Origin of the sequence: Paraburkholderia sp. USG1 (genome assembly GCF_031570135.1) — a bacterium.
Taxonomy (GTDB): domain Bacteria; phylum Pseudomonadota; class Gammaproteobacteria; order Burkholderiales; family Burkholderiaceae; genus Paraburkholderia; species Paraburkholderia dioscoreae.
In genome coordinates, this window is the sequence record NZ_JAMWXW010000002.1 from 242000 (window position 1) to 266092 (window position 24093).

The following is a 24093-nucleotide window of genomic DNA, read 5'->3' on the forward strand; positions in this document are numbered from 1 at the left end:
GGACCGACACACTAACGCATAGGCGCCGGTTCACGCAAACCTTGGGTGTAAGGCTTGTATCACCCGCCCACAGGGAATTTGACGATTTTTTCCTGCAAAGTGCCATAAGAATCGCGCGCTTAGGCGTTTCTTCCGCTCGATACGTGTTCTCGCGCTATCACAATCCGTTGCAATTTCAGTGGTTTAGCGCAGCGCAAACCATGACGGAAGGGCTTTTTTACTATGTTATGGTGGATTGGAGAGTTCCGGAAATTGTTAGGCCGCGGCGTCCGCAATCAGCAACCCGGGAGGAATAAAAAAATGAAATTTCGCCATATTGCAACATGCGCGCTGCTCGCCGCGATGTCCTGTACTGCTCTCGCAGCCGACGAAAATGCCTGCGCCACCCTGGTCGGCACGACACATTCAACGCCTTCCCAGGGCTTTCAGGTGCGTGAGGGCGAACCCGTCGACTTGGTTAGCGGCGCTCGAACCATCCACGGCAAACTGCTGGTTTTCGGCGACAGCGGTGTTTTCCGGGCTTACTGGCAGCCTGACAACAGCCCCGAAAAATATGTGCTGGCGAATGCCGGCGTGAATGCCGTGCGCCTCATCTCCGCCCCACCGCAAGGCACACCGGCACAGAACGGCCAGCCCGGCACGAGCATGGAGCCTCAGCGCGTGCTTTCATGTCCGGCGCTTTGATACGGCCACCTGTGATCCGTGTCGCCCCGACACGGCATAAATGACATACACGGCTGCACTGGCCGGTCGTACTTACCGCCTGCGCGCCCCGAATCGACTTCTGCTTAAGGCCTCCTCAAGATCCCTCCCGTGCTGCCGATATATAGCTGCGTGTGCAGCGCGAACGCTTAAAGGGAAGGGAATGGTTCTGATAGCCAAATTGAGGGATGCACTGTCGGTCGCGGAACGCGACCCCGAACTCGTGCGTTCGCAGCTCGATGCGTTTGGCCACCAGGTTCCCCTTCTCTATTTCATCCTGCTGGTCAACACGGCGGCCGTCGCGATCACGCACGTGAATTGCGCGCCGGCATGGTTGTCGATCTACTTTCCGGCCGCGCTGTGCGCCCTGTGCGTCGTCCGCTGCGTAAGATGGTGGCAACTCCGGCACCGCGTGCTGACCGACAACCAGGCCGTGCCCGAACTGCGCAAGCTGACCTGGCTTGCCGGCCTCTTCGCCATCGCATTCAGCAGCTGGTCGCTGTTGCTGTTCCCGTACGGTACCGCGTACGAACAGACGCAAGTCGCGTTTTATATGGCGACCACGGTTGTCGGCTGCGTGTTCTGCCTGATGCACCTGCGTGCGGCAGCCATGTTGCTGCTGTCGATCGTCATCCTAAGCTTTTCGACCTTCCTGGTTTTCACCGGCTATCCGGTCTTCATCGCGATGGCCGTCGACATGACACTGGTCGGCGTCGCGCTCGCCTTCATCATTCAGCTGTATTGCCGGACTTTCGCCGACGTGGTGCACGCGCAGCGCGAGTTGCAGGCAAGCCAGCAGAAAACGCAGCGCCTGAGCGACGACAACTTCAGGCTCGCGAGCATCGACAGTCTGACCGATCTGCCCAACCGGCGCAGTTTCTTCGCCTCGTTGCGCGCGCTGTCCGAACAGGCGCTCAGCAGCGGCGGCGGCTTCAATGTCGGACTGATCGATCTCGATGGATTCAAACAGGTCAACGATATCTACGGCCATGCGAGTGGCGATCTCGTTCTTCAGGAGGTCGGCTCGCGCCTGCTGTCGCTTGCGGAGCCCGGCATTTTCTTCGCGCGCCTCGGCGGCGATGAATTCGGCGTGCTCGCGCAGCACCAACTGGCGAACGAGACGCTCGTCGAATTGGGCCAACGTATTTGCGGCGCGCTCAGTCAGCCCTACCGGGTAGCGGGCAATATCGCCGAGTTGTCGGGCACGATCGGCTGGGCCGCGTTCCCCGAGGCCGGCACGACGATGGCGCAAGTGTTCGAACGCGCCGACACGGCGTTGTATGTCGGCAAGGAAAGCCGGCGCGGCACGCCGGTCATCTTCTCGACCGAACATGAAACGCGGATCCGACGTTCGAGTCTCGTGACTCAGGAGCTTCGCCATGCGGACCTCGAGTCGGAACTGTTCCTGGAGTTTCAGCCGATCTACGACGTGCTCGCACAGCGCACCATCGGCCTGGAAGCGCTCGGCCGCTGGCACAACGCGCGGCTCGGCGCGGTCAGGCCGGAAGAGTTCATTCGGATTGCAGAGCGTACAGAACTGATTCTGCGCATCACGGAAGTGCTGCTGCACAAAGCGCTCGCCGAAGTGGCGCGCTGGCCGTCAGAGCTTTATCTGTCGTTCAATCTGTCGGCGATCGATATCTGCACGTCGGCACGCGCCCGCCGTCTGATCGATATCGTCATGGCGAGCGGCGTGCCGCCGCATCGTGTGTCGTTCGAGATCACCGAGACCGCGGTGACGCGCGATTTCGAACAGGCGCGCTGTTCGCTCACCGTGATCAAGAAAGCCGGCTGCCGCGTGTCGCTCGATGATTTCGGCACCGGGTATTCAAGTCTTAGCTACGTGCATCGCCTGCCCTTCGATACGATCAAGATCGACCGCAGCTTCATGACGGACGTGGATTCCAACAGCGCGTCGAAAAAGATCGTCAAGTCGGTGCTCGACCTGTGCCGCAATCTTGGACTCGAATGCGTGGTGGAAGGACTCGAGACGGCATCGCAAGTCGAGGTCGTCAAAGCGCTCGGCGCTCGCGCGGTGCAGGGCTATCTGTTCAGCCGGCCGATGCGGGCAAGCGCCGTCGCCGAGTATTTGCATACGACGCGTGGGCACGACTACGCTGTGCAAACGCTGTCGTAGTCGATCCCGGGCGGCATGCCGTCTGCGCTCTATTGCCCACGCGATCCGCGCCGCCGCCGGCCGCGCGTCCGACACCAGTGAACAGCCGTGTCGAATCCGCCAGACAGCCTCGATAGCGACCTAACCCGCTGCGGCAGTGTATTCCAGCTTCGGGTACCAATCCGTGCCACGTCCGCCAGGCGTCATGTCGAGCACGGTCCAGATCGGCATCACGTCGGGCGCGCCGCGCGGATCCTGCCCCGGGTCCGCTGTCGACGGTCCCATCTCCTCGGCCCAGAAGTGCCGCACCGTGCCGCCTGAGCGCGTAAACACATTGAACGCGGGATGATCGTCGCCGGCAGGATCTTCCGCCGCGTAGTCGCGATTGAAGGTGTTGCCGCCCGACGAATACAGCCGCAGATTCCGCCAGCCTCGCTCTCTCCCGAACGCAACCAGTTTCTCGATCGGCGAACGGGCAATCACGGCGAACGCCACGCGCTGCAGGATGTCGGGCATTTCGCCGTCGTACGCGCTCAGCAGCGAGGTGCACATCGGACACGGCCGGGCACGCCGCGGGCCGAACATCCAGTTGTAGGTGACGAGCGTGTCGTGCGCGCCGAACATTTCAGATAGCGCTACCGGACCGGCTTCGCCCATGAACAGGTAATCCTCGGGCACGACGCCGCCGGGCGGCAACGCGCGTCTTTGCGCGGCAACGCTTTCGATATGGCGACGCAATTCGATTTCCTCGACGAGCAGATCGTTGCGCGCGCGACGATATTCGGCGCTCTCGCCGGGAAACCGGCTCGGTGAGTCCGCGAGCAGCCGCGCCGGCTTCAGCGCCTGGGTGGATGCGTGTACGTCAGTCATTAGCCCGTCTCCTCTTACGTAAAAAGGATAGAGAACGCGAGTGGCGCGCCGCGATGGCGGGCACGTTCCAGTCCTCCATATAGCCACGACGAACCGCGCGGCGGCAAATCGACAGCATCGGCAAGTTTTTTTGCGGCGACGCTCACGTTCGCCGTGACGGCAACCGGAAGCGCCCGGCAAGGTATCCTTAAGCGCACCAGCACGCGCGCCCGACGCGCCGTCCATGAGGATGCACCATGCCGCTTCGTCTGCCACCGCTGCCGGCGCTTCGCTTTTTCGAAGCGGCCGGCAGACACCAGAGTTTCAAACTTGCCGCCGCGGAACTGAATGTCACGCCGAGCGCCATCAGCCACGGCATTGTCGGACTGGAACAGGCGCTCGGCGTCGAACTGTTCGTGCGCGAGCCGCGCGGCATTTCGCTCACGGCAAGCGGCGCGGATTATTTATCGTACGTCTCCGAAGCGTTTTCGCTGATCGCCATCGGCACGCAGCGCCTGCCTAATCATCGCGCGGACCGCCCGATCGCGCTGAGTTGCGCGCCGACTTTCGCGTCTCGCTGGCTGCTGCCGCGCCTCGCCGGTTTTCGCGCGCGCTGGCCGAATGTGAATGTGAGCGTCGACACCTCGCACCGTCAGGTCGGTTTTCCAGTCGACGGTTTCGACTTCGCGATCCGCCTGAGCCGTGCGCCGGTTGCCGGCACCGCGTGGACGCGACTGTTCGGCGAGCGCTTCGTGCCCGTGTGCAGCCCCGCGTACCTGGAGACGCTGCGCGACGAGCAGGGCAACACGGACTTGCGCCGCGCGACGCTCATTCACGTCAACGCCGCCGGTGAAGACTGGCAGGCATGGCTGGATGCGACCGGTATCGACGGCATCGACACGACCGGCGGCTTGCGCGTCGACACGATCCAGCTCGCCTTCGAAGCCGCCGGCATGGGCCTCGGCGTCGCGCTCGGCAGAAGGCCGCTGGTGGACCCGGACCTCGACAGGGGCACGCTTGTGGAGGCCGATTCGGCGACGATTGCCTCCACCACCGCCTACTGGCTGGTGAGCGCCGAAAACGGCGATCGCCGGCCGGAGCTCGCCGACTTCAAGCGCTGGCTGGTGAGCGAGGCCGAGCGCCCGGAGGCACACGTCGACGCTTCTGGGCAAGCAGTGCGCGACGCCGTCAGCTGAACCGCAGGTCCGGCCCGCACAGGTGAGTCACGCTCACCTGTCGTCGAAATCTTTTCTTTTGCCGCTTCTGATGCTCGCTGCGACCATGTGTCAAAGGAGATCAGAATCATGTCAACCGCTAACAGCAAACGCTTCGCCCCCGCGTTCAACCAGACGACGCTGGTAATCCTCGCCGGCGCGCTCATTCTCAGTGCCGCGATGGGCATCCGGCAAACTTTCGGCCTGTTCATCGGTCCGTTTTCATTCGACCGCGGTCTGCCGGTCACGCTGATCGCGTTCGCGATCGCGCTGCACAATCTGGTGTGGGGCTTAGCCCAGCCGTTCGCGGGCGCCGCGGCGGACCGCTACGGTTCGGCGCCCGTGGTCGCGTTCGGTGCGACGACCTTTGCGGCCGGGCTCGGGCTCGCCGCGGTGGCGCCCAGCGGCGCCATGCTGATCGTCGGCATGGGATTGCTGGTGGGCATCGGCGTGAGTTGCACGACCTTCGGCGTGGTGCTGCCGGCGGTGGGCCGCATCGCCTCGCCGGAAAACCGCAGCATGGCGATGGGTCTGGTCAGCGCCGGCGGCTCCGCGGGTCAGGTGCTGATGGTCCCGCTCGTGCAAGGCGTCCGGCTCAGTTCGGGCATCGCCACGTCGCTCTTCGTACTGGCGTTCCTGATGCTGCTGATCGCCCCGCTCGGCATGGTGCTCGACCGGCGCGCGCGGGTCGGCACACCGCTTCAGGAAGCGCCCGTCGCACCGCTTCGCAAAGTGCTCGGCCAGGCGGCCCGGCATCGCGGCTACCTGCTGCTGACACTCGGATTCTTCACTTGCGGTTTCCAGCTTGCGTTCATTGCCACGCATCTGCCCGAATATCTGTCGCTTTGCCATATGCCGGTCGGACTCGGCGCCACTGCCCTCGCGCTGATCGGCCTGTTCAATATGGCGGGCAGTTGGGCCTGCGGCTGGCTCGGCGGCCGTTACCGGCAGCATCATGTGCTCGGCTGGCTTTATCTGATCCGCAGCTTGACGATCGGCGCCTTCTTCCTGCTGCCGAAAACCCCTGCTTCGGTCGTGATCTTCGCGGCGGTGATGGGTCTGACCTGGCTCGGCACCGTGCCGCTCACGAGCGGACTGGTCGCCAAAGTGTTCGGCACGCGCCACCTCGGCAGCCTGTTCGGGCTGTGCTTTCTGAGCCATCAGATCGGCTCCTTTCTCGGCGCGTGGCTGGGCGGGCTGGTGTTCGATCTCACCGGCTCGTATTCGCTGCTGTGGGAAGCGACTGTCGTGGCAGGCCTCGTTGCCGCGATGTTGCACTTCCCGATCGACGACACCACGGTGAGCACGCCCGCGCTTCGGGCCGAGCCGGCGGCGGCGTAAACCTGCGTGCGGTGGCGGCGGGCGCTGCCACCGCACACTCGCTTCAATGCGGAATGCGGAATGCGGTGAGAATAGAAGCGCCCGGCAGTTGCCCCCGCCGCTATTTTCGCGGCGTATCTGCAGCAGCGGCTTTCGGCACACGCCCCATCAGATAGAACTCGTCGTTCGGACGCATGGAAATGACGTTGGCCATACGGTTCGACAAACCAAAAAACGCCGTGATCGCCGCGATATCCCAGATGTCTTCGTCGGAAAAGCCGTGCTCGCGCAGCGTTTGAAAATCCGCGTCGCCGACGGTGCCCGATTCGCTGCAAACTTTCACCGCGAAATCGAGCATCGCCTTCTGGCGCGGCGTGATATCCGCCTTGCGATGATTCACGGCAACCTGGTCGGCGAGCAGCGGCGCCTTTTCGTAGATGCGCAGAATCGCGCCGTGCGCGACCACGCAATACAGGCACTGGTTGATCGCACTGGTGGCGACCACGATCATCTCGCGCTCGCCTTTGCTGAGGCCGCCCTCTTTCAGCATCAGCGCGTCGTGATAGGCGAAGAACGCGCGGAACTCGTCCGGACGGTGCGCCAGCGTCAAAAATACATTCGGCACGAAACCGGCTTTCTCCTGCACTTCGAGAATGCGGGCGCGGATGTCGTCCGGCCATTGGCCCGGTTCAGGCACGGGGTAGCGGCTAATCGGCTGAAGCTTTGCCATCTTTGTCATGCGATGTCTCCGTCATATTTGAATGTGCACGACGACGATTCTAGCAACGGACCGCGCGGCAGCGCCTCACGCCGCTCGTCCTCAGCCCGTCAACCTGCATGAATTGCCCTGACAGTTAGCCTCTTTCAGAGCGCCCTTTCGCCACCTGTGCTTAAATTCGCCTTTCACACCGTTCTTGTACTATTGCGCCCGTCTGCCGGCACGGCATCTCGCCCGCGGTCGTACGGGAACGGAACATGCGCTGCCTGCTCGCAACGCGCCGCCTGGGCGCGGACATTTCAAATCCCTTCATCGCATTCTGAGGAGCGCGGTTGTGTGGCATTTTCCGGTTGCTATTCCACCCTCGCTGGGCGTGTGGGCCGTGTTCATGAGCGTGCTCGTCACGCAGCTCGGCGTACCGATTCCGGCCGCGCCGATGCTGATCCTCGGTGGAACCATGGCCGCCATGGGGCAAACCTCCTATGCGAGCGTCGTGTGCGCCGCGGTCGGCGCCACGCTGATTGCCGACTCGCTCTGGTTCTTCACCGGACGTGCGTACGGCCGCCGCCTGCTGAACTCGCTGGTGCGCTTCTCCCTCTCGCTCGACACCACCGTCCGCGTCGCGCGCAATACCTACGAACGGTACGGCGCGCCGATTCTCACCGTCGCGAAGTTCCTGCCCGGACTCGGGCTGATCTCCGCGCCGCTGCTCGGCACGACAGCCATCAGCGTGGGCGTGTTTCTGCTGTGGGATTTTATCGGTGCCGTGCTGTGGGCCGGCGTGTGGGTGATCGGCGGCGGCGCCCTGCACGACCAGATCGTGCAACTGATGCTTCTCGTACGCCACAACGGCGGCACGATTTTCGACGCGTTCGCGGCGATCTTCGTGGCGGTTTTGCTGTACCGCTGGGTGCGCCGCTGGCAGTTTCGCCGGTGGCTCGCGCATACGCGTATTTCGCCGGAGCAACTCGACGAGCTGATGAAGTCGAACGAACCGCCGCTGATTTTCGACGCGCGGCCGCGCAGCGTGCGTGAAAAGGAATCGCACCGGATTGCCGGCGCGCGGCCGCTCGATCTCGATTCGCCCGAACCGATCGATCCGAAGCTGCTGGAGCGGCCGATTGTCGTCTACTGCGTGTGTCCGAACGAGGCGACGGCCAAGCGGATCGTCAACCAGTTACATCGCAAGAATATTCACCATATCCGCGCGCTCAAGGGTGGTCTCGACGCGTGGGAGAAGCGCGGTTATCCGGTCGAGCCGTTGCCGCCGGACTTCCACACGGCGAAGGCGCACATGCTGGAGGACGAGGGCGAAGAAGGCGAATACACGGTGCGGGCGCGGCTGGCGAAGTAAGGCCTCTATCTTCCAGCAGCACGGCACGCGCCGTCGAAAAACCGCTTGCACTTCATACCCAATGTGTGCAACATGCATATATGCACGTTGCACACATTAAGGTGTCTCCATGACGCAGCGCACAGAAAATCTGCTGGGCGTGCTCGCCCTGCTGGTCACTGACGAAATGAACGCGCAGCCCACCGTGGATGCGCTCGCCGGCCCCACCGCCCGCGCCATGCTCAACGCGGTCGGCCAATACCCCGATTCATCGATTGAAGTGCTGCGCGAGGCAGTCGATCTGTCGCATCCGGCCGCCGTGCGCGCCGTGGCAGGGCTGGTCGAAGCGGGCCTCGTGGAGAAAAAATCGGGCGCGGACAAACGTGCGGTGGCCCTTGCGTTGACCGCGGCCGGCAAACGCGAGGCTAAACGTCTGCAAACGGCGCGCGACAGGATGCTGCAACGCATTGTCGGCCGGCTCGACGACAACGAGCGCGAGGTGCTGGAAAGCCTGCTGATCAAGATCTTGTGGAACGAGACCCGCGACCCGGCACACGCCATGCAACTGTGCCGCCTCTGCGACGACGGGCCGTGCCTGAAGGCCGGCTGTCCGGTCGAATGCCGCGAACAGGGGCTGCCCATGCCCGCGCGGAGCAGTTCGTGAAAGCCGCCGCGCCGGTGCGCTGGCGGGCAATCGCGGCGCTGACCGTGGTGTCGGCGCTGGCGCAGATCGGCCAGTTCGGCATCGGCTTCATGGTGCTGCCGGTATGGCTCGCTCATCGCGGTCTGGATGCGCCACGCGCGGGCCTCTTCTCCGCCGCCCAATGGACCGGCATGCTGGCCGGCTTGCTGATCGCGCCGTGGCTGATGGCGTGCATCGGCGCGAAACGCACGGTGTCGCTGGGCCTGCTCGCCACGCTCGCGGCGTTCGCTACCATGAGCGCGCTTTCGTGGCCACTGTGGCTCGTGCCCGGTCTGCTGACGGGCTTGGGTATCGGCCTGCGCTGGATTGCCAACGAAACCTGGCTCTACAGTCTGGTTCCCGCTGAATCGAGCGGGCGCGTGGTGGGCGTGCACGAAGCGCTGATCGCCACGGCGGGCGTGATCGGCCCGGCGCTGGCCGTGTGGTGCGACGTCGACGGACGCATCATGTTCGCGGCCGGCGCGGCCTTCACGTTCGCCGCGGCGCTGCCGCTGTGGCTGACCGCATCGGATGGAAAGCGGCCTGCTTTGGCAGAACAACCGCCCGTGCGAAGAAAAGCCGCCGGACGGCGCTTGCCGATCGGTCCGCTGGTGAGCCTCGGCATGGTGGTCGTCGCGGCCGGCGGTCTCGGCGACGGCGCACTGTACGGCCTCTTTCCGCTATTCGCCGACGCACACGGCCTCAGCGCCACGCAAACCGCCACGCTGCTGACGCTGTTCGGCGTGGGCGGCATGGCGCTGCAATTTCCGGTCGGCTGGCTGGCCGACCGCTCGGGGCTCGCCACCGCGGTGATCGTCTGCGCCGCGCTCAGCACGCTGGCCATCTGCGGTTTCGCGCTGGCCGCGCCCGCCTCATGGCTCGCGGCCGCGAGCGCGCTATTGCTCGGCGGCATGAACAGTTCGTTCATCACGCTCGGCATGTACGCGGCGGCTTGCAGCGACAAGGCCGCGCTCACGCGCAACATGCGCCTCGTGTCGCTTACCTTCACGGCGAGTTCGATCGTGGGACCGCTTGTCGCGGGCTTCGCAATGAAAGCGCGCGGCAGCGACATGCTGATGTGGCAACTGGCGCTCATGAGCGGCGCGCTGGTGGTCTATACGCTCGGATTGCGCGAAGGCCGGCGTCAGCCCGAACGTTCGTCGTCGTTGGGCTGAGCCGGTCCATTTAAATGCAAATGGCCGTCGAGCGCTTAAGTGCCGCGTTGCACAACCTTGCGCTGACGCCACAGGCACAACAGATCGCACGCGATATGCGCGGCGGCAATCGCCGTGATCTCGCTCTGGTCGTATGCGGGAGCGACTTCCACGACGTCCGCGCCCACCAGATTCAAGGCGCCGAGCGCGCGCACGATCGCCAGTCCCTGCGCCGACGACAAACCACCCGCCACCGGTGTGCCCGTGCCCGGAGCGCACGCCGGATCGAGACAGTCGATATCGAAAGTCAAATAGGCGGGACGTTCCCCCACAATCGACGCAATCTGCTCCACCGTTGCCCGCGTGCCATGCTCGTGCACCCAGGCGGCGTCGAGAATATTGATGCCCATGAAATCGTCATTCCATGTGCGAATGCCGATCTGCACCGAGGTCTTCGGATCGATCAGGCCGTCTTTCACTGCCTTGTAGAACATCGAACCGTGATTCAGGCTGTCTGGACTATCGTCGGCCCAGGTATCGCAATGGGCGTCGAAATGAATCAGCGAGAGCGGTCTGCCGTACTTCTCCGCATGCGCGATCAACAGCGGATAAGTAATGTAGTGATCGCCGCCGAGTGTCAGCATCTTTGCGCCCGAGCGCAAAATCGTGCGCGCATGCTCGACGATGGACGCCTTGATCGTGAGCGGATTGTGCGCGTCGAACCAGCAGTCGCCATAGTCGGTCACGGCGAGGTCGTCGAACGGATTGAAACCCCACGGATACGGATGCAGTTCCGACAGCTGCACGCTGGCCGCGCGTACCGCCGCGGGTCCGAGACGCGCTCCCGAGCGGAACGTGGTGGCCAGATCGAGCGGCACGCCGGAGACCACGACGTCGACGCCGTCGAGTTCACGCGTGTACTTGCGGCGCATGAACGACAGCACGCCCGCATAGGTGTTTTCGATCGACGAGCCATAGAGCGACGCACGGCGGATCGCGCCGTCGCCGTAGGCGAGTTCAGTCATGAGTGACCTGATACCTATAGACAGTCCGGCGGCGCGCGTGAAGCTTCAAGAGGCACGCGCAACGCCGGCATCGGATTCATTGGGAACGCGGCGGTGCGCCTCACGCACACCGCCGCGCCGGCTTCGCGAATCCTTTAGCGCAGCCGCACGAGCGTGGACTTCAGCTCGGTGTATTTTTCCAACGCGTGCAGCGACTTGTCGCGGCCATTGCCCGATTGCTTGTAGCCGCCGAACGGGAAATTCATGTCGCCGCCTTCGTCGTAGCAATTGACCCATACCGTGCCGGCGCGGAGCTTGCGCGACACTTCGTGCGCGGTGGTCAGATTCGAGGTCCAGACTGCGGCGGCGAGACCATACTCGCTGTCGTTAGCGATCCTGATCGCCTCTTCCACCGTGTCGAACGTGATCACCGACAACACCGGTCCGAAGATTTCCTCGCGCGCGACCTTCGCACCTGAAGCCGGAATCTCGAAGATGGTCGGCTCGATATAGAAGCCGCCCGTTTCCTCTTTCACGCGTGCGCCGCCCAGCAGCAGCTTTGCCTCGGCGCGGCCGGCTTCGATATAGCCGAGCACGCGTTCGAGCTGAACCTTGTCGACGATCGCGCCCATCGACGTGTTCGGGTCGAGCGGATTGCCCGGCGTATAGCTGCGTGCCGCGGCGATCAGCTTGTCGAGGAACACGTCTTTGATGTCGCGGTGCACGAGCAGACGCGAACCCGCCGTGCACATTTCACCCATGTTGTAAAAGATTGCCCCGGCCGCCGCGTTCGCCGCGCGGTCCATATCGGGGCAATCCGGCATCACGATGTTCGGCGACTTGCCGCCGAGTTCGAGCCACACGCGTTTCAGGTTCGATTGCCCGGCGTACTGCATGATCAGCTTGCCGACGTTGGTCGAACCCGTGAAGGCGAGGCAGTCCACGTCCTGATGCAGCGCCAGCAGCTTGCCCGGCTCGCCCCCGCCCGGCACGACGTTGAACACGCCGGCGGGAATGCCTGCATCGAGAGCGAGTTGCGCGAGGCGGATCGCGGTGAGCGGCGATTTCTCCGAAGGTTTCAGCACCACGCTATTGCCCGCAGCCAGAGCCGGGCCGAATTTCCACGACGCCATCAGGATCGGGAAATTCCACGGCACGACCGCGGCCACCACGCCGATCGGCTCGCGCGTGACGAGTCCGACCAGATGATGATCGGCCGGCGCGACTTCGCCGCCGATCTTGTCGATCGCTTCGGCAAACCACTCGACGCAATACGCCGCGCCCGGCACGTCCACGCTGGTGGTGTCGGCGATCGGCTTGCCCGCGTCGAGCGTTTCGAGCAGTGCGAGCTCGTCCATATGCTCGCGGATCGACGCTGCCCAGCGCAACAGAATGGCTTTGCGCTGGCGCGGGTTGAGGCCCGACCACACGCCGGAGTCGAATGCTCGGCGTGCGGCCGACACCGCCGCGTCGACCTCGGCCGCGCCGCTGTCGGCAACTTTGGCGAGCAGCTTGCCGTCGATCGGGCTCAGGCAGTCGAACGTGCGGCCGCCTTCGGCGTCACGGTATTCGCCGTCGATAAACGCGCGGCCTTCAATAGAAAGCGTAGCGGCTTTGTCTTGCCAGAAAGCGAGAGATTTCTTGTCCATCAGGATGCCTCAATGTGTTGTGCGCTCGACGCAAACCTGCATCGACTTCATGCGGTACTGAACTGCGGCACTGAGTTGAGTTGAGTTGAGTCGAGGCGCGTTGGCGCGGAGTCCTCAGAAGGTGGGCGGCGAATTGGCCGACACGATCTCGCAGAGATGCTCCGCGCTGGGATTGCGAAAACGGTGCGGAAGACGGCTTTCGAAGTAGTAGCTGTCACCGGGGTCGAGCAGCCACGTGGTACCGTCCACCGTCAGTTCGATCTGACCGCTCACCACCACCCCGCCCTCGTGCCCTTCGTGCTCCAGCATTTCCGGCCCCGTGTCCGACAACGGTTGATAGACTTCGCGCAAAATCCCCATGTTGCGGTCTTTCACGCTCGAACCCGCCAGATAGAACTCGATCGATTCATTGCCGAGGTTCGGCATATCGGCGCGGCGCGACACGACCGAACGCTCCACCTCCACTTCGAAGGTGAAGAATTCGGCGAGACTCATGGGTATGCATTCGAGCAGTTTCTTCAGCGAGCCAACCGAGGGGCTCACGCGATTCTGCTCGATCAACGAGATCGTGCCGTTCGTCACTCCCGCCCGTTTCGCCAGTTCACGCTGGGACAAGCCGTGCTTCTTGCGGATGTATTGCAGACGGGTCGCTACTTCTATGGACATCGCTAGGTTCTCTGACATGGAAAACGATCGGGCCGCTAAAGGACCACATGACTCAGGCAACGAGGTGCCCGCGAGTGTTGAATATTCTAATCACTTTAATCGTTGCGCCGCTGGGGAAAACCCTGAAAGGTTTCCGAAATATGAACAGCGCAACGAACGTTCCCACCGGGCGGGATTCTAGCCGCACCCTCGGGAAAGCCCTGATAAATCTTTTATCAAAAAGGATTTGACGGCTTTATTGGCTCGTATATGCTGATTCACAGGCGGTCGTCATACCGACGTCGGGAAGCACCAAAGCGTGTTTTGCGGCGCAGCGAATTCAGTTCGCATCGGTTCAAGGCGATCATCCCAGCGTCCTGTTTCTTTAAACGCCCCGTGCGGATTTCGAGCAGGCCGTTCAATACTTTCAACGTCGCTAGTCGAGTGTAATCGTGAGAGTCCGAGGCCCTTTGGTGAGATGGAATCGTAGTCAGGCGAGTTGTCCTCGCGCTGACGGCGCCATCGCCGACGGCAGCAACGGCAGCCTTGCGTTCCGCCGCTTTCTGTCCGTCTTCACGATCCTGTCCCGCCGTTCAGTTCGACGTCACAACTCTATCTCCGCGCGCGCCTTCATTGCCGTGCGCACGGACGAAGTCGCCTCGCTGCTGCCGTAGCGCCTCTCTCCTTTTCGCCGTTCGATTCATCCGTTTGCGTGAGCGCGCTCTTTCGAGCCGTGCGTTCCTGCATGTGCGGTGCCGTCTGCCGCCCGCGCGTTTCATGCCCATCGGATCAGTTGCGCACCGCAGCGGATCGAATCGAACAGCCCATCCGATAACCACGCGCGGCGCGTTTCTGTCGACGACGACCGCCTGCACCACCCGGTGGCTTTGCGCTTCGCGCATGGCTGCGGAATCGTGCCGCGCTGTGTTTAACGTTGTTCATGCCGCGTCCCGCGGGGAACACACACGTCTATTCGTTATGCGAAACAAACCTCTCGTCGGCATCAGCGCCGACAGAACGATGATGGGAGTTCACCCGTCGCACGTGGTTGGCGAGAAGTACATCGCCGCTATCGTGGACGGCTCACAGGCGCTCGCCATGTTGCTGCCGGCGCTCGGCGAGCGTCAGTCCGCGGCGGACGTGCTGGCGACAGTCGACGGCCTGCTGTTTACCGGCAGCTATTCGAACGTCGAGCCGCACCGCTACGGCGGCCAGCCCAGCACGCCGGGCACGCTGCACGACGCCGCACGCGACGCGACCACGCTGCCGCTCATGCGCGCGGCGATCGCAGCCGGTGTGCCGGTGCTGGCCGTATGCCGGGGCTTCCAGGAAATGAACGTGGTTTTTGGCGGGACGCTGCATCAAAGCGTTCACGCGGTGGACGGTCTGAACGACCATCGCGAGAACAAGGAAGACGACCTCGACGTGCAATACGCACCGTCGCATTCGATCACGCTGACGCAGGGCGGCTTGTTGCAGCGCCTCGCGGGCGGCACGAATGAAGCGCGTGTGAATTCATTGCACGGTCAGGGCGTCGAGCGGCTGGGCGTGGGCCTCACGGCCGAAGCCACCGCGCCGGACGGCCTGATTGAAGCGGTAAGCGTGAAAGATGCGCGTGCCTTCGCGCTGGGTGTGCAGTGGCACCCGGAGTGGAAGCATGCCAGCGACGCGCTTTCCACCGCGATCTTTCGTGCGTTCGGCGACGCCTGCCGCGATCGAATGCGCACCAAGGCCGGCTATGGCGCGGCATCCGCCGCCGCCACGCATGCCTGAGCCGGTCGCGCACCAAAACTGAGAGAACAATCATGCATGACATCGACGATTTTCTGAAGAAGAACCGTGTCACCGAAATCGAAGCGATCATTCCGGATATGGCCGGGATCGCGCGCGGCAAGATCATTCCGCGCAGCAAATTCGAATCCGGCGAGTCCATGCGCTTGCCGCAGGCGGTGATGATCCAGACCGTCACAGGGGATTATCCGGAAGACGGCACGCTCACTGGCGTCACCGATCCGGACATGGTCTGCGTGCCCGACCCCAGCACCATCCGCATGATTCCGTGGGCCGTCGATCCGACCGCCCAGGTAATCCACGATTGCGTTCACTTCGACGGCACGCCGGTCGCGATCTCGCCGCGCCGTGTACTGCGCCGTGTGCTCGAACTCTATAAGGCCAAGGGCTGGAAGCCGGTCATCGCGCCCGAGCTCGAGTTCTATCTGGTCGACATGAACAAGGATCCGGACCTGCCGCTGCAACCGCCTATCGGCCGTACCGGGCGTCCGGAAACCGGCCGTCAGGCGTATTCGATCGAGGCAGTCAACGAATTCGATCCGCTTTTCGAAGACATCTACGAGTACTGCGAGGTGCAGGAACTGGAAGTCGACACGCTGATTCACGAAGTCGGCGCCGCGCAGATGGAAATCAACTTCATGCACGGCGATCCGCTCAAGCTCGCCGACAGCGTGTTCCTCTTCAAGCGCACGGTGCGTGAAGCCGCGTTGCGCCACAAGATGTATGCCACTTTCATGGCCAAGCCGATGGAAGGCGAACCGGGCTCGGCGATGCACATGCATCAAAGTCTCGTCGACGAAGAAACCGGCCACAACCTCTTCACCGGCGCGGACGGCAAGCCGACCACATTGTTCACGAGCTATATCGCCGGTCTGCAGAAGTACACGCCCGCGTTGATGCCGATTTTCGCGCCGTATATCAACTCGTATCGCCGCCTGTCGCGCTTCATGGCCGCGCCGATCAACGTGGCCTGGGGTTACGACAACCGCACGGTGGGTTTCCGGATTCCGCATTCGGGGCCGGCCGCGCGCCGCATCGAAAACCGCATTCCGGGCGTGGACTGCAACCCGTACCTCGCGATTGCAGCGACGCTCGCCGCCGGCTATCTCGGCATGACGCAGAACCTCGAAGCCACCGAGCCACTGCTCAGCGACGGTTACGAATTGCCGTATCAGTTGCCGCGCAATCTCGAAGAGGGCCTGACGTTGATGGGCGCCTGTGAACCGATCGCCGAAGTACTCGGCGAAAAATTCGTCAAGGCTTACCTCGCCCTGAAGGAAACCGAATACGAAGCGTTTTTCCGCGTGATCAGTTCGTGGGAACGCAGGCATTTGCTGCTGCACGTGTAAGGCAAACGCAAAAAATCTGGAGGAAGTATGAGCTACAGAACAGAAGAAGTCGCTTACGTGCAACCGGCGCAACCTGCCGCAAGCGCGCAAGCCGCACAACAGCAACGCAGCACCGCCGAATATCGCGCGCTGGACGCCGCGCACCACATCCACCCGTTTTCGGATATGGGCGCGCTCAATCGCACCGGCAGCCGCGTGATCGTCAAGGCACAAGGCGTGTACCTGTGGGACTCGGACGGCAACAAGGTGATCGACGGCATGGCCGGCCTGTGGTGCGTGAACGTCGGGTATGGCCGCAAGGAACTGGCCGACGCCGCATACAGACAGATGATGGAGCTGCCCTACTACAACACATTCTTCAAGACCACGCACCCGCCGGTGATCGAACTGTCGGCCTTGCTCGCGGAGCTGGCGCCCGAACCGTTCAATCACTTCTTCTACTGCAATAGCGGTTCGGAAGGCAACGACACGGTGCTGCGCATCGTCCACCATTACTGGGCAACGCAGGGCAAGCACTCGAAGAAATTCGTGATCTCGCGCAAGAACGGCTATCACGGTTCGACGATCGCGGGCGGCACGCTCGGCGGCATGGGCTACATGCATGAACAGATGCCCTCGAAAGTCGAGAACATCGTGCATATCGACCAGCCGTATTTCTTCGGCGAAGCACAAGGCAATCTGACGCCGGAAGAGTTCGCACTGGCTCGCGCGCAACAGCTGGAAGCGAAAATTCTCGAAATCGGCGCGGACAATGTCGCCGCATTTATCGGTGAGCCTTTCCAGGGAGCGGGCGGCGTGATCTTCCCCGCTTCGACGTATTGGCCGGAAATCCAGCGCATTTGCCGCAAGTACGACATTCTGCTCGTCGCCGACGAAGTGATCGGCGGTTTCGGCCGCACCGGCGAGTGGTTCGCACACCAGTACTTCGGTTTCGAGCCGGATCTGATCACACTGGCCAAGGGCCTGACGAGCGGTTACATACCGATGGGCGCGGTCGGCCTGCATGATCGCGTCGCCAAAGCAATCATCGAGAACGGCGACTTCAACCACGGTCTCACGTACTCGGGTCATCCGGTCGCCGCCGCCGTTGCGGTCGCGAACCTCAAGCTGCTGCGCGACGAAAAGATCGTCGAGCGCGTCAAGACCCATACGGGTCCGTACTTCCAGAAGAAGCTGCGCGACACGCTCGGCAATCACCCGATCATCGGCGAGATCTCCGGCGCGGGTCTGGTGGCCGGCCTGCAACTCGCGGAAGACCCGAAAACACGCAAGCGTTTCGCCAATGGCGGTGACGTCGGCACGATCTGCCGCGACTTCTGCTTCAACGGCAATCTCATCATGCGCGCCACCGGCGACCGGATGCTGCTGTCGCCGCCGCTGGTCATCAACAAGCTGGAAATCGACGAGATCGTCTCGAAGGCCAAAAAAGCCATCGACGCGACCGCACAACAACTCGGCATTTCGTAACGGCAGTCCGTATCGGCATGGGCACACCCACACGTCACGCTCATGCCGGTTCTTCACATCAAGGGAAAAAACCATGAGCGTTAGTCATCTTCGTCATGCGGTCGCGGGGGCCGCGCTTCTCGCCTTCACCGGTTTTGCGGCGCTGTCGGTCACGCCGGCCCTTGCGGCCGACACGGAACTGAATGTGTACAACTGGTCGGACTACATCGCGAAGGACACGATTCCAAACTTCGAGAAGCAGGACGGCATCAAGGTCAAATACGACAACTACGATAGCGACGACACGTTGCAGGCCAAGCTGCTCGCCGGCAGCTCCGGCTACGACATCGTGGTGCCGACGTCGAACTACATGGCCAAGCAGATTCAGGCCGGCGTGTACCAGAAGCTCGACAAATCGAAGTTGCCGAACCTTGCCAATCTCGACCCCGTGCTGATGAAGATGATTGCCGACGCGGATCCGGGCAACCAGTACGGCGTGCCCTGGGCATACGGTACGGACGGTATCGGCTACAACGTGCAGGCCGTGCAGAAGGCGCTCGGCGCCAATGCGCCGGTGGATAGCTGGGCACTGATCTTCGATCCGGCCAATCTCTCCAAGCTGAAAGGCTGCGGCGTCTCGATTCTCGACCAGGCCGTCGACGTCTTTGCCGCCACGCTGCAATATATGCGCAAGGATCCGAACAGCACGAATCCCGCCGACTACCAGGCCGCATTCGAAGTGCTGAAGAAGATTCGCCCGTATATCACCCAATTCAATTCGTCGGGCTACATCAACGACCTCGCCAACAACGACGTGTGCGTGGTGCTGGGCTGGTCCGGCGACGTCGGTATCGCCAGCCGCCGTACCGAAGAAGCCAAGCGTTCGTATCAGATCAAGTTCTCGAACGTGAAGGAAGGCGGCCTGCTGTGGTTCGACGTGATGGTGATCCCGAAAGACGCGCCGCATCCCGAAGCCGCGTTGAAATGGATCAACTACATCTCGGACCCCAAGGTCAACGCCGCGATCACCAACGAAGTGTTCTACCCGACCGCGAACAAGGCCGCGCGCCAGTTCGTCACGCCGGCTGTCGCACAGGACAAGACCGTTTATCCGGGTGACGAAGTGTTGAGCAAGATGACGCTGATGAAGCCGATGCCGACCGACATTCTGCGCCTTGAAAACCGTCTTTGGGCGCAGCTCAAAACCGGCCATTAATCAGGCCGACGTTATAAAACATTGATCCCGCGCTCAGGGATCGCTCGAACCCTGAGCGCATGAATAGCAGTAACGGCAGTCAGCCTGCGCGCTTTTTGGCTCCCACCTGCGCGCAGTCCCATGTTTTCCGATCGCAGCGCACGTTGCGAGTCGCTTCCAGCGCCTCGTATGGAGACACTTGCGCCCGCGATCCGCAAGGAACGGTTACATCATGAACTCGACGACCTCAAAAAGCGCCGCCGGCGCCACCCAGATGGCCCGCCCCGCGGTGACGGCAAAAGCGAAACCGGACGAATTCGTTCGCATCGAAAATGTCGTGAAGAAATTCGGCGACAGCACCGCTGTCGACAACGTCAACCTGAGCATCGCGAAGAATGAACTGTTCGCGCTGCTCGGCAGTTCCGGCTGCGGCAAGTCCACGCTCCTGCGCATGCTTGCGGGGCTCGAGACGGTGACGTCCGGGCGCATTTTCGTCGACGGCGAAGATCTCGCCGCGATGCCGCCGTACAAGCGGCCGGTCAACATGATGTTCCAGTCGTACGCCCTCTTCCCGCATATGAGCGTGGAGGCGAACATCGCCTTCGGTCTGAAGCAGGAAGGCACGCCCAAAAACGAAATCAAGGAACGCGTGGCCGATGCGCTCAATCTCGTGCAGATGAGTAAGTACGCGCAACGCAAGCCGCATCAACTGTCAGGCGGCCAGCAGCAGCGTGTGGCGCTCGCCCGTTCGCTGGTCAAGCGCCCCAAGCTGCTGCTGCTCGACGAGCCGATGTCGGCGCTCGATAAAAAAATCCGCCAGAAGACCCAGCTCGAACTGGTGAACATCATCGAGAAAGTGGATGTGACCTGCGTGATGGTCACGCACGATCAGGAAGAAGCCATGACGATGGCCGGCCGCCTCGCGGTGATGAGCGAAGGCCGCATCGTGCAGATCGGCTCGCCGAGCCAGGTCTATGAGTTTCCGAATAGCCGCTTTTCGGCCGAATTCATCGGCTCGACCAACCTGTTCGAAGGCACGGTGGTCGCGGATGAACCGGACCACATCTTTGTCGAAAGCGAAGACCTCGAATCGCGCATTTACGTGAGCCACGGCATTACCGGGCCGCTCGGCATGCCGGTTGGCATCTCGGTGCGCCCGGAGCGCATCAAGGTGTCGCTCGACAAGCCGTCGACGCCGCACAACTGGGCGCGCGGCGTGGTTTCGGATGTGGCGTACATGGGCAGCTATTCGCTGTATCACGTGCGTCTGCCGAGCGGCAAGACCGTCGTGTCGAATCTCTCCAGCTCGCATCTGATGGCCGAAGGTGCGCCCTCCTATAACGACGACGTGTTCGTCTACTGGTCGCCGGCTAGCGGCGTGGTGCTGACGCAATGAGCAATCCCACTACCTCCTCCCCCGCGGCGCTCGGCGCGCCGTCCGGCAGCCGTTTGCCCGGCTCGCTGAAAAAACGCCTGTCGATGCTGGTGCCGTCGGGCCGCACGACCGTGATCGGCGTGCCGTTCCTCTGGCTCACGGTGTTCTTCGCGTTGCCGTTCGTACTGGTGCTGAAGATCAGTTTCGCCGATCTGCGTCTGGGCATTCCACCGTACACGGATCTCGTGACGGTCAAGGACGGCATGGTGCATTTCGCCATGCAGCTCAGTCACTACGCGTTCCTGCTGCAGGACGACCTCTACGTCGCCACCTATCTCAGTTCGCTGAAGATGGCCGCGGTCTCCACTTTCTTCTGCCTGCTGATCGGCTATCCGATTGCGTACTACATCGCCCGCTCGGAACCCACCAAACGCAACCTGCTGATGATGGGCGTGATGCTGCCGTTCTGGACTTCGTTCCTGATTCGCGTCTACGCATGGATCGGCATCCTGAAGGACGACGGCCTGCTCAATCACACGCTGATGGCGATCGGCATGATTCATTCGCCGTTGCGGCTCTACCACACGGATATCGGCGTCTATATCGGCATGGTCTATTCGTACCTGCCTTTCATGGTGATGCCGCTCTATGCGCACCTCGTGAAAATGGATCTGACGCTGCTCGAAGCGGCCTACGACCTCGGTTGCAAGCCGTGGACGGCATTCACGCGTATCACGTTGCCGCTGTCGAAGAACGGCATTATCGCCGGCAGTTTGCTGGTGTTCATTCCGGCGGTGGGCGAATACGTGATTCCGGAACTGCTCGGCGGCGCCGACACGCTGATGATCGGCCGCGTGATGTGGGATGAATTCTTCAACGATATGGACTGGCCGATGGCATCCGCCGTCACCGTCGCGATGGTGCTACTGCTGCTCGTGCCGATGGCCGTGTTCCAGTACTACCAGGTCAAGGAACTGGAGGGCGCGAAATGATCAAGCCTAACAAGACGCTTTCCAATGGCGTGCTGACGTTCGGATTCCTGTTTCTCTACATTCCGATCATCAGCCTCGTGGTGTATTCGTTCAACGAATCGAAGCTCGTCACGGTGTGGTCCGGCTTCTCCCTCAAATGGTACGGCGCGCTGCTGCATGACGGCGAACTGCTGAACGCGGCATGGCTGTCGTTGAAGATCGGTCTGCTGACCGCGTGCGCCTCCGTTGTGATCGGTACGTGGGCCGGCTTCGTGCTCGCGCGCTTCGGACGCTTTCGCGGCTTCACACTGTTCGCCGGCATGATCAACGCACCGCTCGTGATTCCTGAAGTGATTCAGGGTATCTCGCTGCTGCTGCTGTTCGTCGCGCTCGAACAGATGCTCGGCTGGCCGAAGGGCCGGGGTCTCTTCACGATCTGGATCGGCCACGTGATGCTATGCGTGTCGTATGTGGCGATCATCGTGCAATCGCGTGTGAAAGAGCTGAACAAGTCGCTCGAAGAGGCCGCGCTCGATCTCGGCGCCACGCCCTTCAAGGTGTTCTTCCTGATCACCCTGCCGCTGATCTCGCAGGCGCTGATGTCCGGCTGGCTGCTGTCGTTCACGCTTTCCTTCGACGACCTCGTACTCTCCGCATTCCTGTCCGGTCCCGGCTCGACCACGCTGCCTCTCGTCGTGTTCTCGCGTGTTCGCCTCGGCCTGAATCCGGAAATGAATGCACTCGCCACGATCTTCATCACCACGGTGACGATCGGCGTGATTGCCGTGAACCGCTGGATGCAGTTGCGCGAGCGCAAACGCAACCGCGACATGCAGATGGCTTTCGCGCTTGCCGAAGCCGCAGATCCCTTGCCCTCCGCTCCACAACAAGCCGCCGTACGGAAGTCGCTCGATACGGCACGTGCATAAGAAGTCCGTTTGCAATACGACCAATAAGGAGAATTTGAATGAGAAAGAAACTCATCTGTCTGTTGGTGGCGGGGAGTCTGCCTGGCATAGCCGCGGCAGATGCCACCAGCGACCAGATCAAGGCGCTGCAGGCCCAACTCAACGCGCTGCAAAAGGAGGTCAAGCAGCTGCGCGCGGAAGTCGCCACCAAACCGAAGGCCGCCGCTGCCGCCACCGTGGCCCCGGCCCCGGCGGTGGTGGCCGCACCGGTGGATATCTCGTCGCCTGATTACGGCAAGGCTCAGGCGACGCTGACCAACGACGACGTGACGGCGATGAAGCAACAGATCGCCAATCAGCAACTGAAGGTCGACTCGCTCGAAGATGCCGCTCAGACCGGGCCGATCGCCGGTCTGTCGGTGACGGGTTATATCGACCCAACCTACATTTATAACCGTGCGCAGAGCAGTTCGTCGTTCCTGTTCGCTAACCACGAAAGCAGCTACAACTACTTCAACAGCACGTTCGGCGACCTGTACCTCGACATCAAGAAGACTTTCGGTGTCGGCCCGATGGCGCCGTCCGCCGAAATCACGTTGATGCCGAACCGTGGTAACGGCATTACGCTGCTGCAGAACTCGCACGGCGATATCGGCAACAACATCCTGAACACGGCGGTGGTGAACGTGCCGCTCACGGCGACCACGACACTCGTGGCCGGTTTGATTCCGAGCTTCGGCGGCTATGAAGTGCAGCAGTCGAATCAGATGCTCACGCTCACGCACAACCTGCTGTACGACTTCTCGGATCCGGGCAGCTACATCGGGATCGGCGCGAACTACACGGCCGGCAACTGGGCGTGGAAGTTCTTCCTCGGCAACGAACAGTACCGCACGTTCGGCGCAGTCACGCAGACGGGCACGAACGCGCTGGGCGATCCGATCACGACCAGCAACAAGATTCCGACGTTCACGGCTCGCACCGATTACACATGGTCGAGCGCGCTGGATATCGGCGGCTCGATCAATATCGGGCGTCAGACCTTGCCGAGCTCGATCGCTGACAACGGCACGGTCAGCTACGGCGTAGGCGGCCAGGCGCCGAGCTCGGGCGGCACGTTCTTCTTCACCGAAGCCGACCTGACCTACACGCTCGCCGACGTGCAGTACAACGCCGAACTCGACTACGGTCAGCAGCAGAACGCCGCGTACAACGGCGGCCAGGCACAGTGGTACGGCCTGTCGCTGCTCGCGCACCGCAAGTTCAATCTGCCGGTGGTGGGCCGCATGGGCGCGACCGTGCGCTATGACCTGCTGGTCGACAGCAAGAACGGCGGTGGCGGTGCTGGCATTGCGTTGAACGGCAACGGCATGGACACGGCGAACGGCTTCGGTATCGGCGCGGACTGTCTTGCCAATTCGCAGGCAAACGGCGGCCTTGGTTTCGAATGCAAGGGCGCAACCCGCCAGGACGTCTCGCTCGACCTGCTGTTCTATCCGACCCAGCAGATCACGGTCAAGGTGGAATACCGCCACGACTGGGCCAACAAGCAGGTGTTCCTGAAGAACGACGGTTCGTATGGCAAGTCCAACGACCTGCTCGCGACGCAGTTCATCTACTCGTTCTAATCCGTACCGCCGGCGCGTGGCCTCGCTGTAAAAGAGGCCACGCG

The 24093-nt window shown here is 62.3% G+C and carries 22 protein-coding genes; 16 read left to right on the plus strand and 6 right to left on the minus strand.

The genetic code is table 11. The annotated features are described in order from the left end of the window. The first annotated feature begins 300 nt into the window (after positions 1-300). Together NE850_RS03605 and NE850_RS03610 are read left to right on the plus strand one after the other, a co-directional pair. On the plus strand, positions 301-684 hold the full coding sequence (locus tag NE850_RS03605) for a hypothetical protein (RefSeq protein ID WP_197740291.1): 384 nt from the start codon (positions 301-303) through the stop codon (positions 682-684). 181 nt (positions 685-865) lie between these two features. After that, entirely contained in the window at positions 866-2839 is a 1974-nt protein-coding gene (locus NE850_RS03610) for a bifunctional diguanylate cyclase/phosphodiesterase (protein WP_007177764.1), read from the plus strand. A 120-nt stretch (positions 2840-2959) separates the two neighbouring features. Here the strand turns inward: NE850_RS03610 and NE850_RS03615 are convergent, their stop codons facing one another. Then, a complete protein-coding gene (locus tag NE850_RS03615; RefSeq protein ID WP_165188672.1) occupies positions 2960-3688 on the minus strand; it encodes a DUF899 family protein in 729 nt (242 codons plus the stop codon). 236 nt (positions 3689-3924) lie between these two features. Between NE850_RS03615 and NE850_RS03620 the strand changes: the two genes are divergently transcribed. Together NE850_RS03620 and NE850_RS03625 are read left to right on the plus strand one after the other, a co-directional pair. Beyond that, the gene (locus tag NE850_RS03620; RefSeq protein ID WP_007177766.1) at positions 3925-4863 is read left to right on the plus strand and encodes a LysR substrate-binding domain-containing protein; all 939 of its coding nucleotides are present in this window, start codon (positions 3925-3927) and stop codon (positions 4861-4863) included. Between the two features lie 108 nt (positions 4864-4971). Further along, on the plus strand, positions 4972-6222 hold the full coding sequence (locus NE850_RS03625) for an MFS transporter (RefSeq protein WP_007177767.1): 1251 nt from the start codon (positions 4972-4974) through the stop codon (positions 6220-6222). 100 nt (positions 6223-6322) lie between these two features. Here the strand turns inward: NE850_RS03625 and NE850_RS03630 are convergent, their stop codons facing one another. Beyond that, positions 6323-6931 (minus strand): peroxidase-related enzyme, encoded by a 609-nt coding sequence (locus tag NE850_RS03630; RefSeq protein WP_035517302.1) that lies wholly within the window; start codon positions 6929-6931, stop codon positions 6323-6325. A gap of 322 nt (positions 6932-7253) precedes the next feature. On the opposite strand from NE850_RS03630, the gene NE850_RS03635 reads away from it, so the two are divergent. The 3 genes from NE850_RS03635 (at position 7254) to NE850_RS03645 (ending at position 10109) form a co-directional block, all read left to right on the plus strand. Beyond that, positions 7254-8273, plus strand: coding sequence for a VTT domain-containing protein (locus tag NE850_RS03635; protein WP_007177769.1), 1020 nt, complete (start codon positions 7254-7256; stop codon positions 8271-8273). Positions 8274-8382: 109 nt separating this feature from the next. After that, positions 8383-8916: a MarR family winged helix-turn-helix transcriptional regulator gene (locus tag NE850_RS03640; protein ID WP_007177770.1), complete on the plus strand. Its 534-nt coding sequence runs from the start codon at positions 8383-8385 to the stop codon at positions 8914-8916. Further along, positions 8913-10109 carry an MFS transporter gene (locus NE850_RS03645; protein WP_007177771.1) on the plus strand — a complete coding sequence of 399 codons (1197 nt, stop codon included), beginning with the start codon at positions 8913-8915 and terminating at the stop codon, positions 10107-10109. Before NE850_RS03640 ends, NE850_RS03645 begins: the two co-directional genes overlap by 4 nt. 35 nt (positions 10110-10144) lie before the next feature. Here NE850_RS03645 and speB read toward each other — a convergent pair whose 3' ends face one another. The 4 genes from speB to NE850_RS03665 form a co-directional block, all read right to left on the minus strand. Then, positions 10145-11113 carry an agmatinase gene (speB, locus tag NE850_RS03650; RefSeq protein WP_310698444.1) on the minus strand — a complete coding sequence of 323 codons (969 nt, stop codon included), beginning with the start codon at positions 11111-11113 and terminating at the stop codon, positions 10145-10147. A gap of 134 nt (positions 11114-11247) precedes the next feature. Further along, complete coding sequence (locus tag NE850_RS03655; RefSeq protein WP_007177773.1) at positions 11248-12741, minus strand: aldehyde dehydrogenase; 1494 nt, start codon at positions 12739-12741, stop codon at positions 11248-11250. 114 nt (positions 12742-12855) lie between these two features. Continuing rightward, on the minus strand, positions 12856-13407 hold the full coding sequence (locus NE850_RS03660) for a cupin domain-containing protein (RefSeq protein WP_007177774.1): 552 nt from the start codon (positions 13405-13407) through the stop codon (positions 12856-12858). A gap of 257 nt (positions 13408-13664) precedes the next feature. Next, a complete protein-coding gene (locus NE850_RS03665; protein ID WP_157187714.1) occupies positions 13665-13817 on the minus strand; it encodes a hypothetical protein in 153 nt (50 codons plus the stop codon). A gap of 21 nt (positions 13818-13838) precedes the next feature. Here NE850_RS03665 and NE850_RS39405 point away from each other — a divergent pair, with 21 nt between their 5' ends. From NE850_RS39405 to NE850_RS03705, 9 genes are all read left to right on the plus strand, one after another. Further along, a complete protein-coding gene (locus NE850_RS39405; RefSeq protein WP_171983793.1) occupies positions 13839-14060 on the plus strand; it encodes a hypothetical protein in 222 nt (73 codons plus the stop codon). Between the two features lie 304 nt (positions 14061-14364). Next, entirely contained in the window at positions 14365-15159 is a 795-nt protein-coding gene (locus NE850_RS03670; RefSeq protein WP_007177775.1) for a gamma-glutamyl-gamma-aminobutyrate hydrolase family protein, read from the plus strand. Positions 15160-15191: 32 nt separating this feature from the next. Further along, positions 15192-16526: a glutamine synthetase family protein gene (locus NE850_RS03675; protein WP_007177776.1), complete on the plus strand. Its 1335-nt coding sequence runs from the start codon at positions 15192-15194 to the stop codon at positions 16524-16526. A gap of 27 nt (positions 16527-16553) precedes the next feature. Continuing rightward, on the plus strand, positions 16554-17993 hold the full coding sequence (locus tag NE850_RS03680) for an aspartate aminotransferase family protein (RefSeq protein WP_007177777.1): 1440 nt from the start codon (positions 16554-16556) through the stop codon (positions 17991-17993). Positions 17994-18066: 73 nt separating this feature from the next. Beyond that, complete coding sequence (locus NE850_RS03685) at positions 18067-19188, plus strand: polyamine ABC transporter substrate-binding protein (RefSeq protein WP_007177778.1); 1122 nt, start codon at positions 18067-18069, stop codon at positions 19186-19188. Between the two features lie 211 nt (positions 19189-19399). Continuing rightward, positions 19400-20563, plus strand: coding sequence for an ABC transporter ATP-binding protein (locus NE850_RS03690; RefSeq protein ID WP_007177779.1), 1164 nt, complete (start codon positions 19400-19402; stop codon positions 20561-20563). Beyond that, the gene (locus NE850_RS03695; protein WP_007177780.1) at positions 20560-21534 is read left to right on the plus strand and encodes an ABC transporter permease subunit; all 975 of its coding nucleotides are present in this window, start codon (positions 20560-20562) and stop codon (positions 21532-21534) included. Before NE850_RS03690 ends, NE850_RS03695 begins: the two co-directional genes overlap by 4 nt. Further along, positions 21531-22442 (plus strand): ABC transporter permease subunit, encoded by a 912-nt coding sequence (locus tag NE850_RS03700; RefSeq protein ID WP_007177781.1) that lies wholly within the window; start codon positions 21531-21533, stop codon positions 22440-22442. Before NE850_RS03695 ends, NE850_RS03700 begins: the two co-directional genes overlap by 4 nt. 38 nt (positions 22443-22480) lie before the next feature. Beyond that, on the plus strand, positions 22481-24049 hold the full coding sequence (locus tag NE850_RS03705; RefSeq protein WP_007177782.1) for a DUF3138 family protein: 1569 nt from the start codon (positions 22481-22483) through the stop codon (positions 24047-24049). Positions 24050-24093: the final 44 nt, after the last annotated feature.

What these genes read in the sequence shown, in the direction of transcription:
- NE850_RS03605 (WP_197740291.1), top strand. Translation starts at nt 301, where the DNA reads ATGAAATTTCGCCATATTGCAACATGCGCGCTGCTCGCCGCGATGTCC.
- NE850_RS03610 (WP_007177764.1), top strand. Translation starts at nt 866, where the DNA reads ATGGTTCTGATAGCCAAATTGAGGGATGCACTGTCGGTCGCGGAACGC.
- NE850_RS03615 (WP_165188672.1), bottom strand. Translation starts at nt 3,688, where the DNA reads ATGACTGACGTACACGCATCCACCCAGGCGCTGAAGCCGGCGCGGCTG.
- NE850_RS03620 (WP_007177766.1), top strand. Translation starts at nt 3,925, where the DNA reads ATGCCGCTTCGTCTGCCACCGCTGCCGGCGCTTCGCTTTTTCGAAGCG.
- NE850_RS03625 (WP_007177767.1), top strand. Translation starts at nt 4,972, where the DNA reads ATGTCAACCGCTAACAGCAAACGCTTCGCCCCCGCGTTCAACCAGACG.
- NE850_RS03630 (WP_035517302.1), bottom strand. Translation starts at nt 6,931, where the DNA reads ATGGCAAAGCTTCAGCCGATTAGCCGCTACCCCGTGCCTGAACCGGGC.
- NE850_RS03640 (WP_007177770.1), top strand. Translation starts at nt 8,383, where the DNA reads ATGACGCAGCGCACAGAAAATCTGCTGGGCGTGCTCGCCCTGCTGGTC.
- speB (WP_310698444.1), bottom strand. Translation starts at nt 11,113, where the DNA reads ATGACTGAACTCGCCTACGGCGACGGCGCGATCCGCCGTGCGTCGCTC.
- NE850_RS03655 (WP_007177773.1), bottom strand. Translation starts at nt 12,741, where the DNA reads ATGGACAAGAAATCTCTCGCTTTCTGGCAAGACAAAGCCGCTACGCTT.
- NE850_RS03660 (WP_007177774.1), bottom strand. Translation starts at nt 13,407, where the DNA reads ATGTCCATAGAAGTAGCGACCCGTCTGCAATACATCCGCAAGAAGCAC.
- NE850_RS03670 (WP_007177775.1), top strand. Translation starts at nt 14,365, where the DNA reads ATGCGAAACAAACCTCTCGTCGGCATCAGCGCCGACAGAACGATGATG.
- NE850_RS03675 (WP_007177776.1), top strand. Translation starts at nt 15,192, where the DNA reads ATGCATGACATCGACGATTTTCTGAAGAAGAACCGTGTCACCGAAATC.
- NE850_RS03680 (WP_007177777.1), top strand. Translation starts at nt 16,554, where the DNA reads ATGAGCTACAGAACAGAAGAAGTCGCTTACGTGCAACCGGCGCAACCT.
- NE850_RS03685 (WP_007177778.1), top strand. Translation starts at nt 18,067, where the DNA reads ATGAGCGTTAGTCATCTTCGTCATGCGGTCGCGGGGGCCGCGCTTCTC.
- NE850_RS03690 (WP_007177779.1), top strand. Translation starts at nt 19,400, where the DNA reads ATGAACTCGACGACCTCAAAAAGCGCCGCCGGCGCCACCCAGATGGCC.
- NE850_RS03695 (WP_007177780.1), top strand. Translation starts at nt 20,560, where the DNA reads ATGAGCAATCCCACTACCTCCTCCCCCGCGGCGCTCGGCGCGCCGTCC.
- NE850_RS03700 (WP_007177781.1), top strand. Translation starts at nt 21,531, where the DNA reads ATGATCAAGCCTAACAAGACGCTTTCCAATGGCGTGCTGACGTTCGGA.
- NE850_RS03705 (WP_007177782.1), top strand. Translation starts at nt 22,481, where the DNA reads ATGAGAAAGAAACTCATCTGTCTGTTGGTGGCGGGGAGTCTGCCTGGC.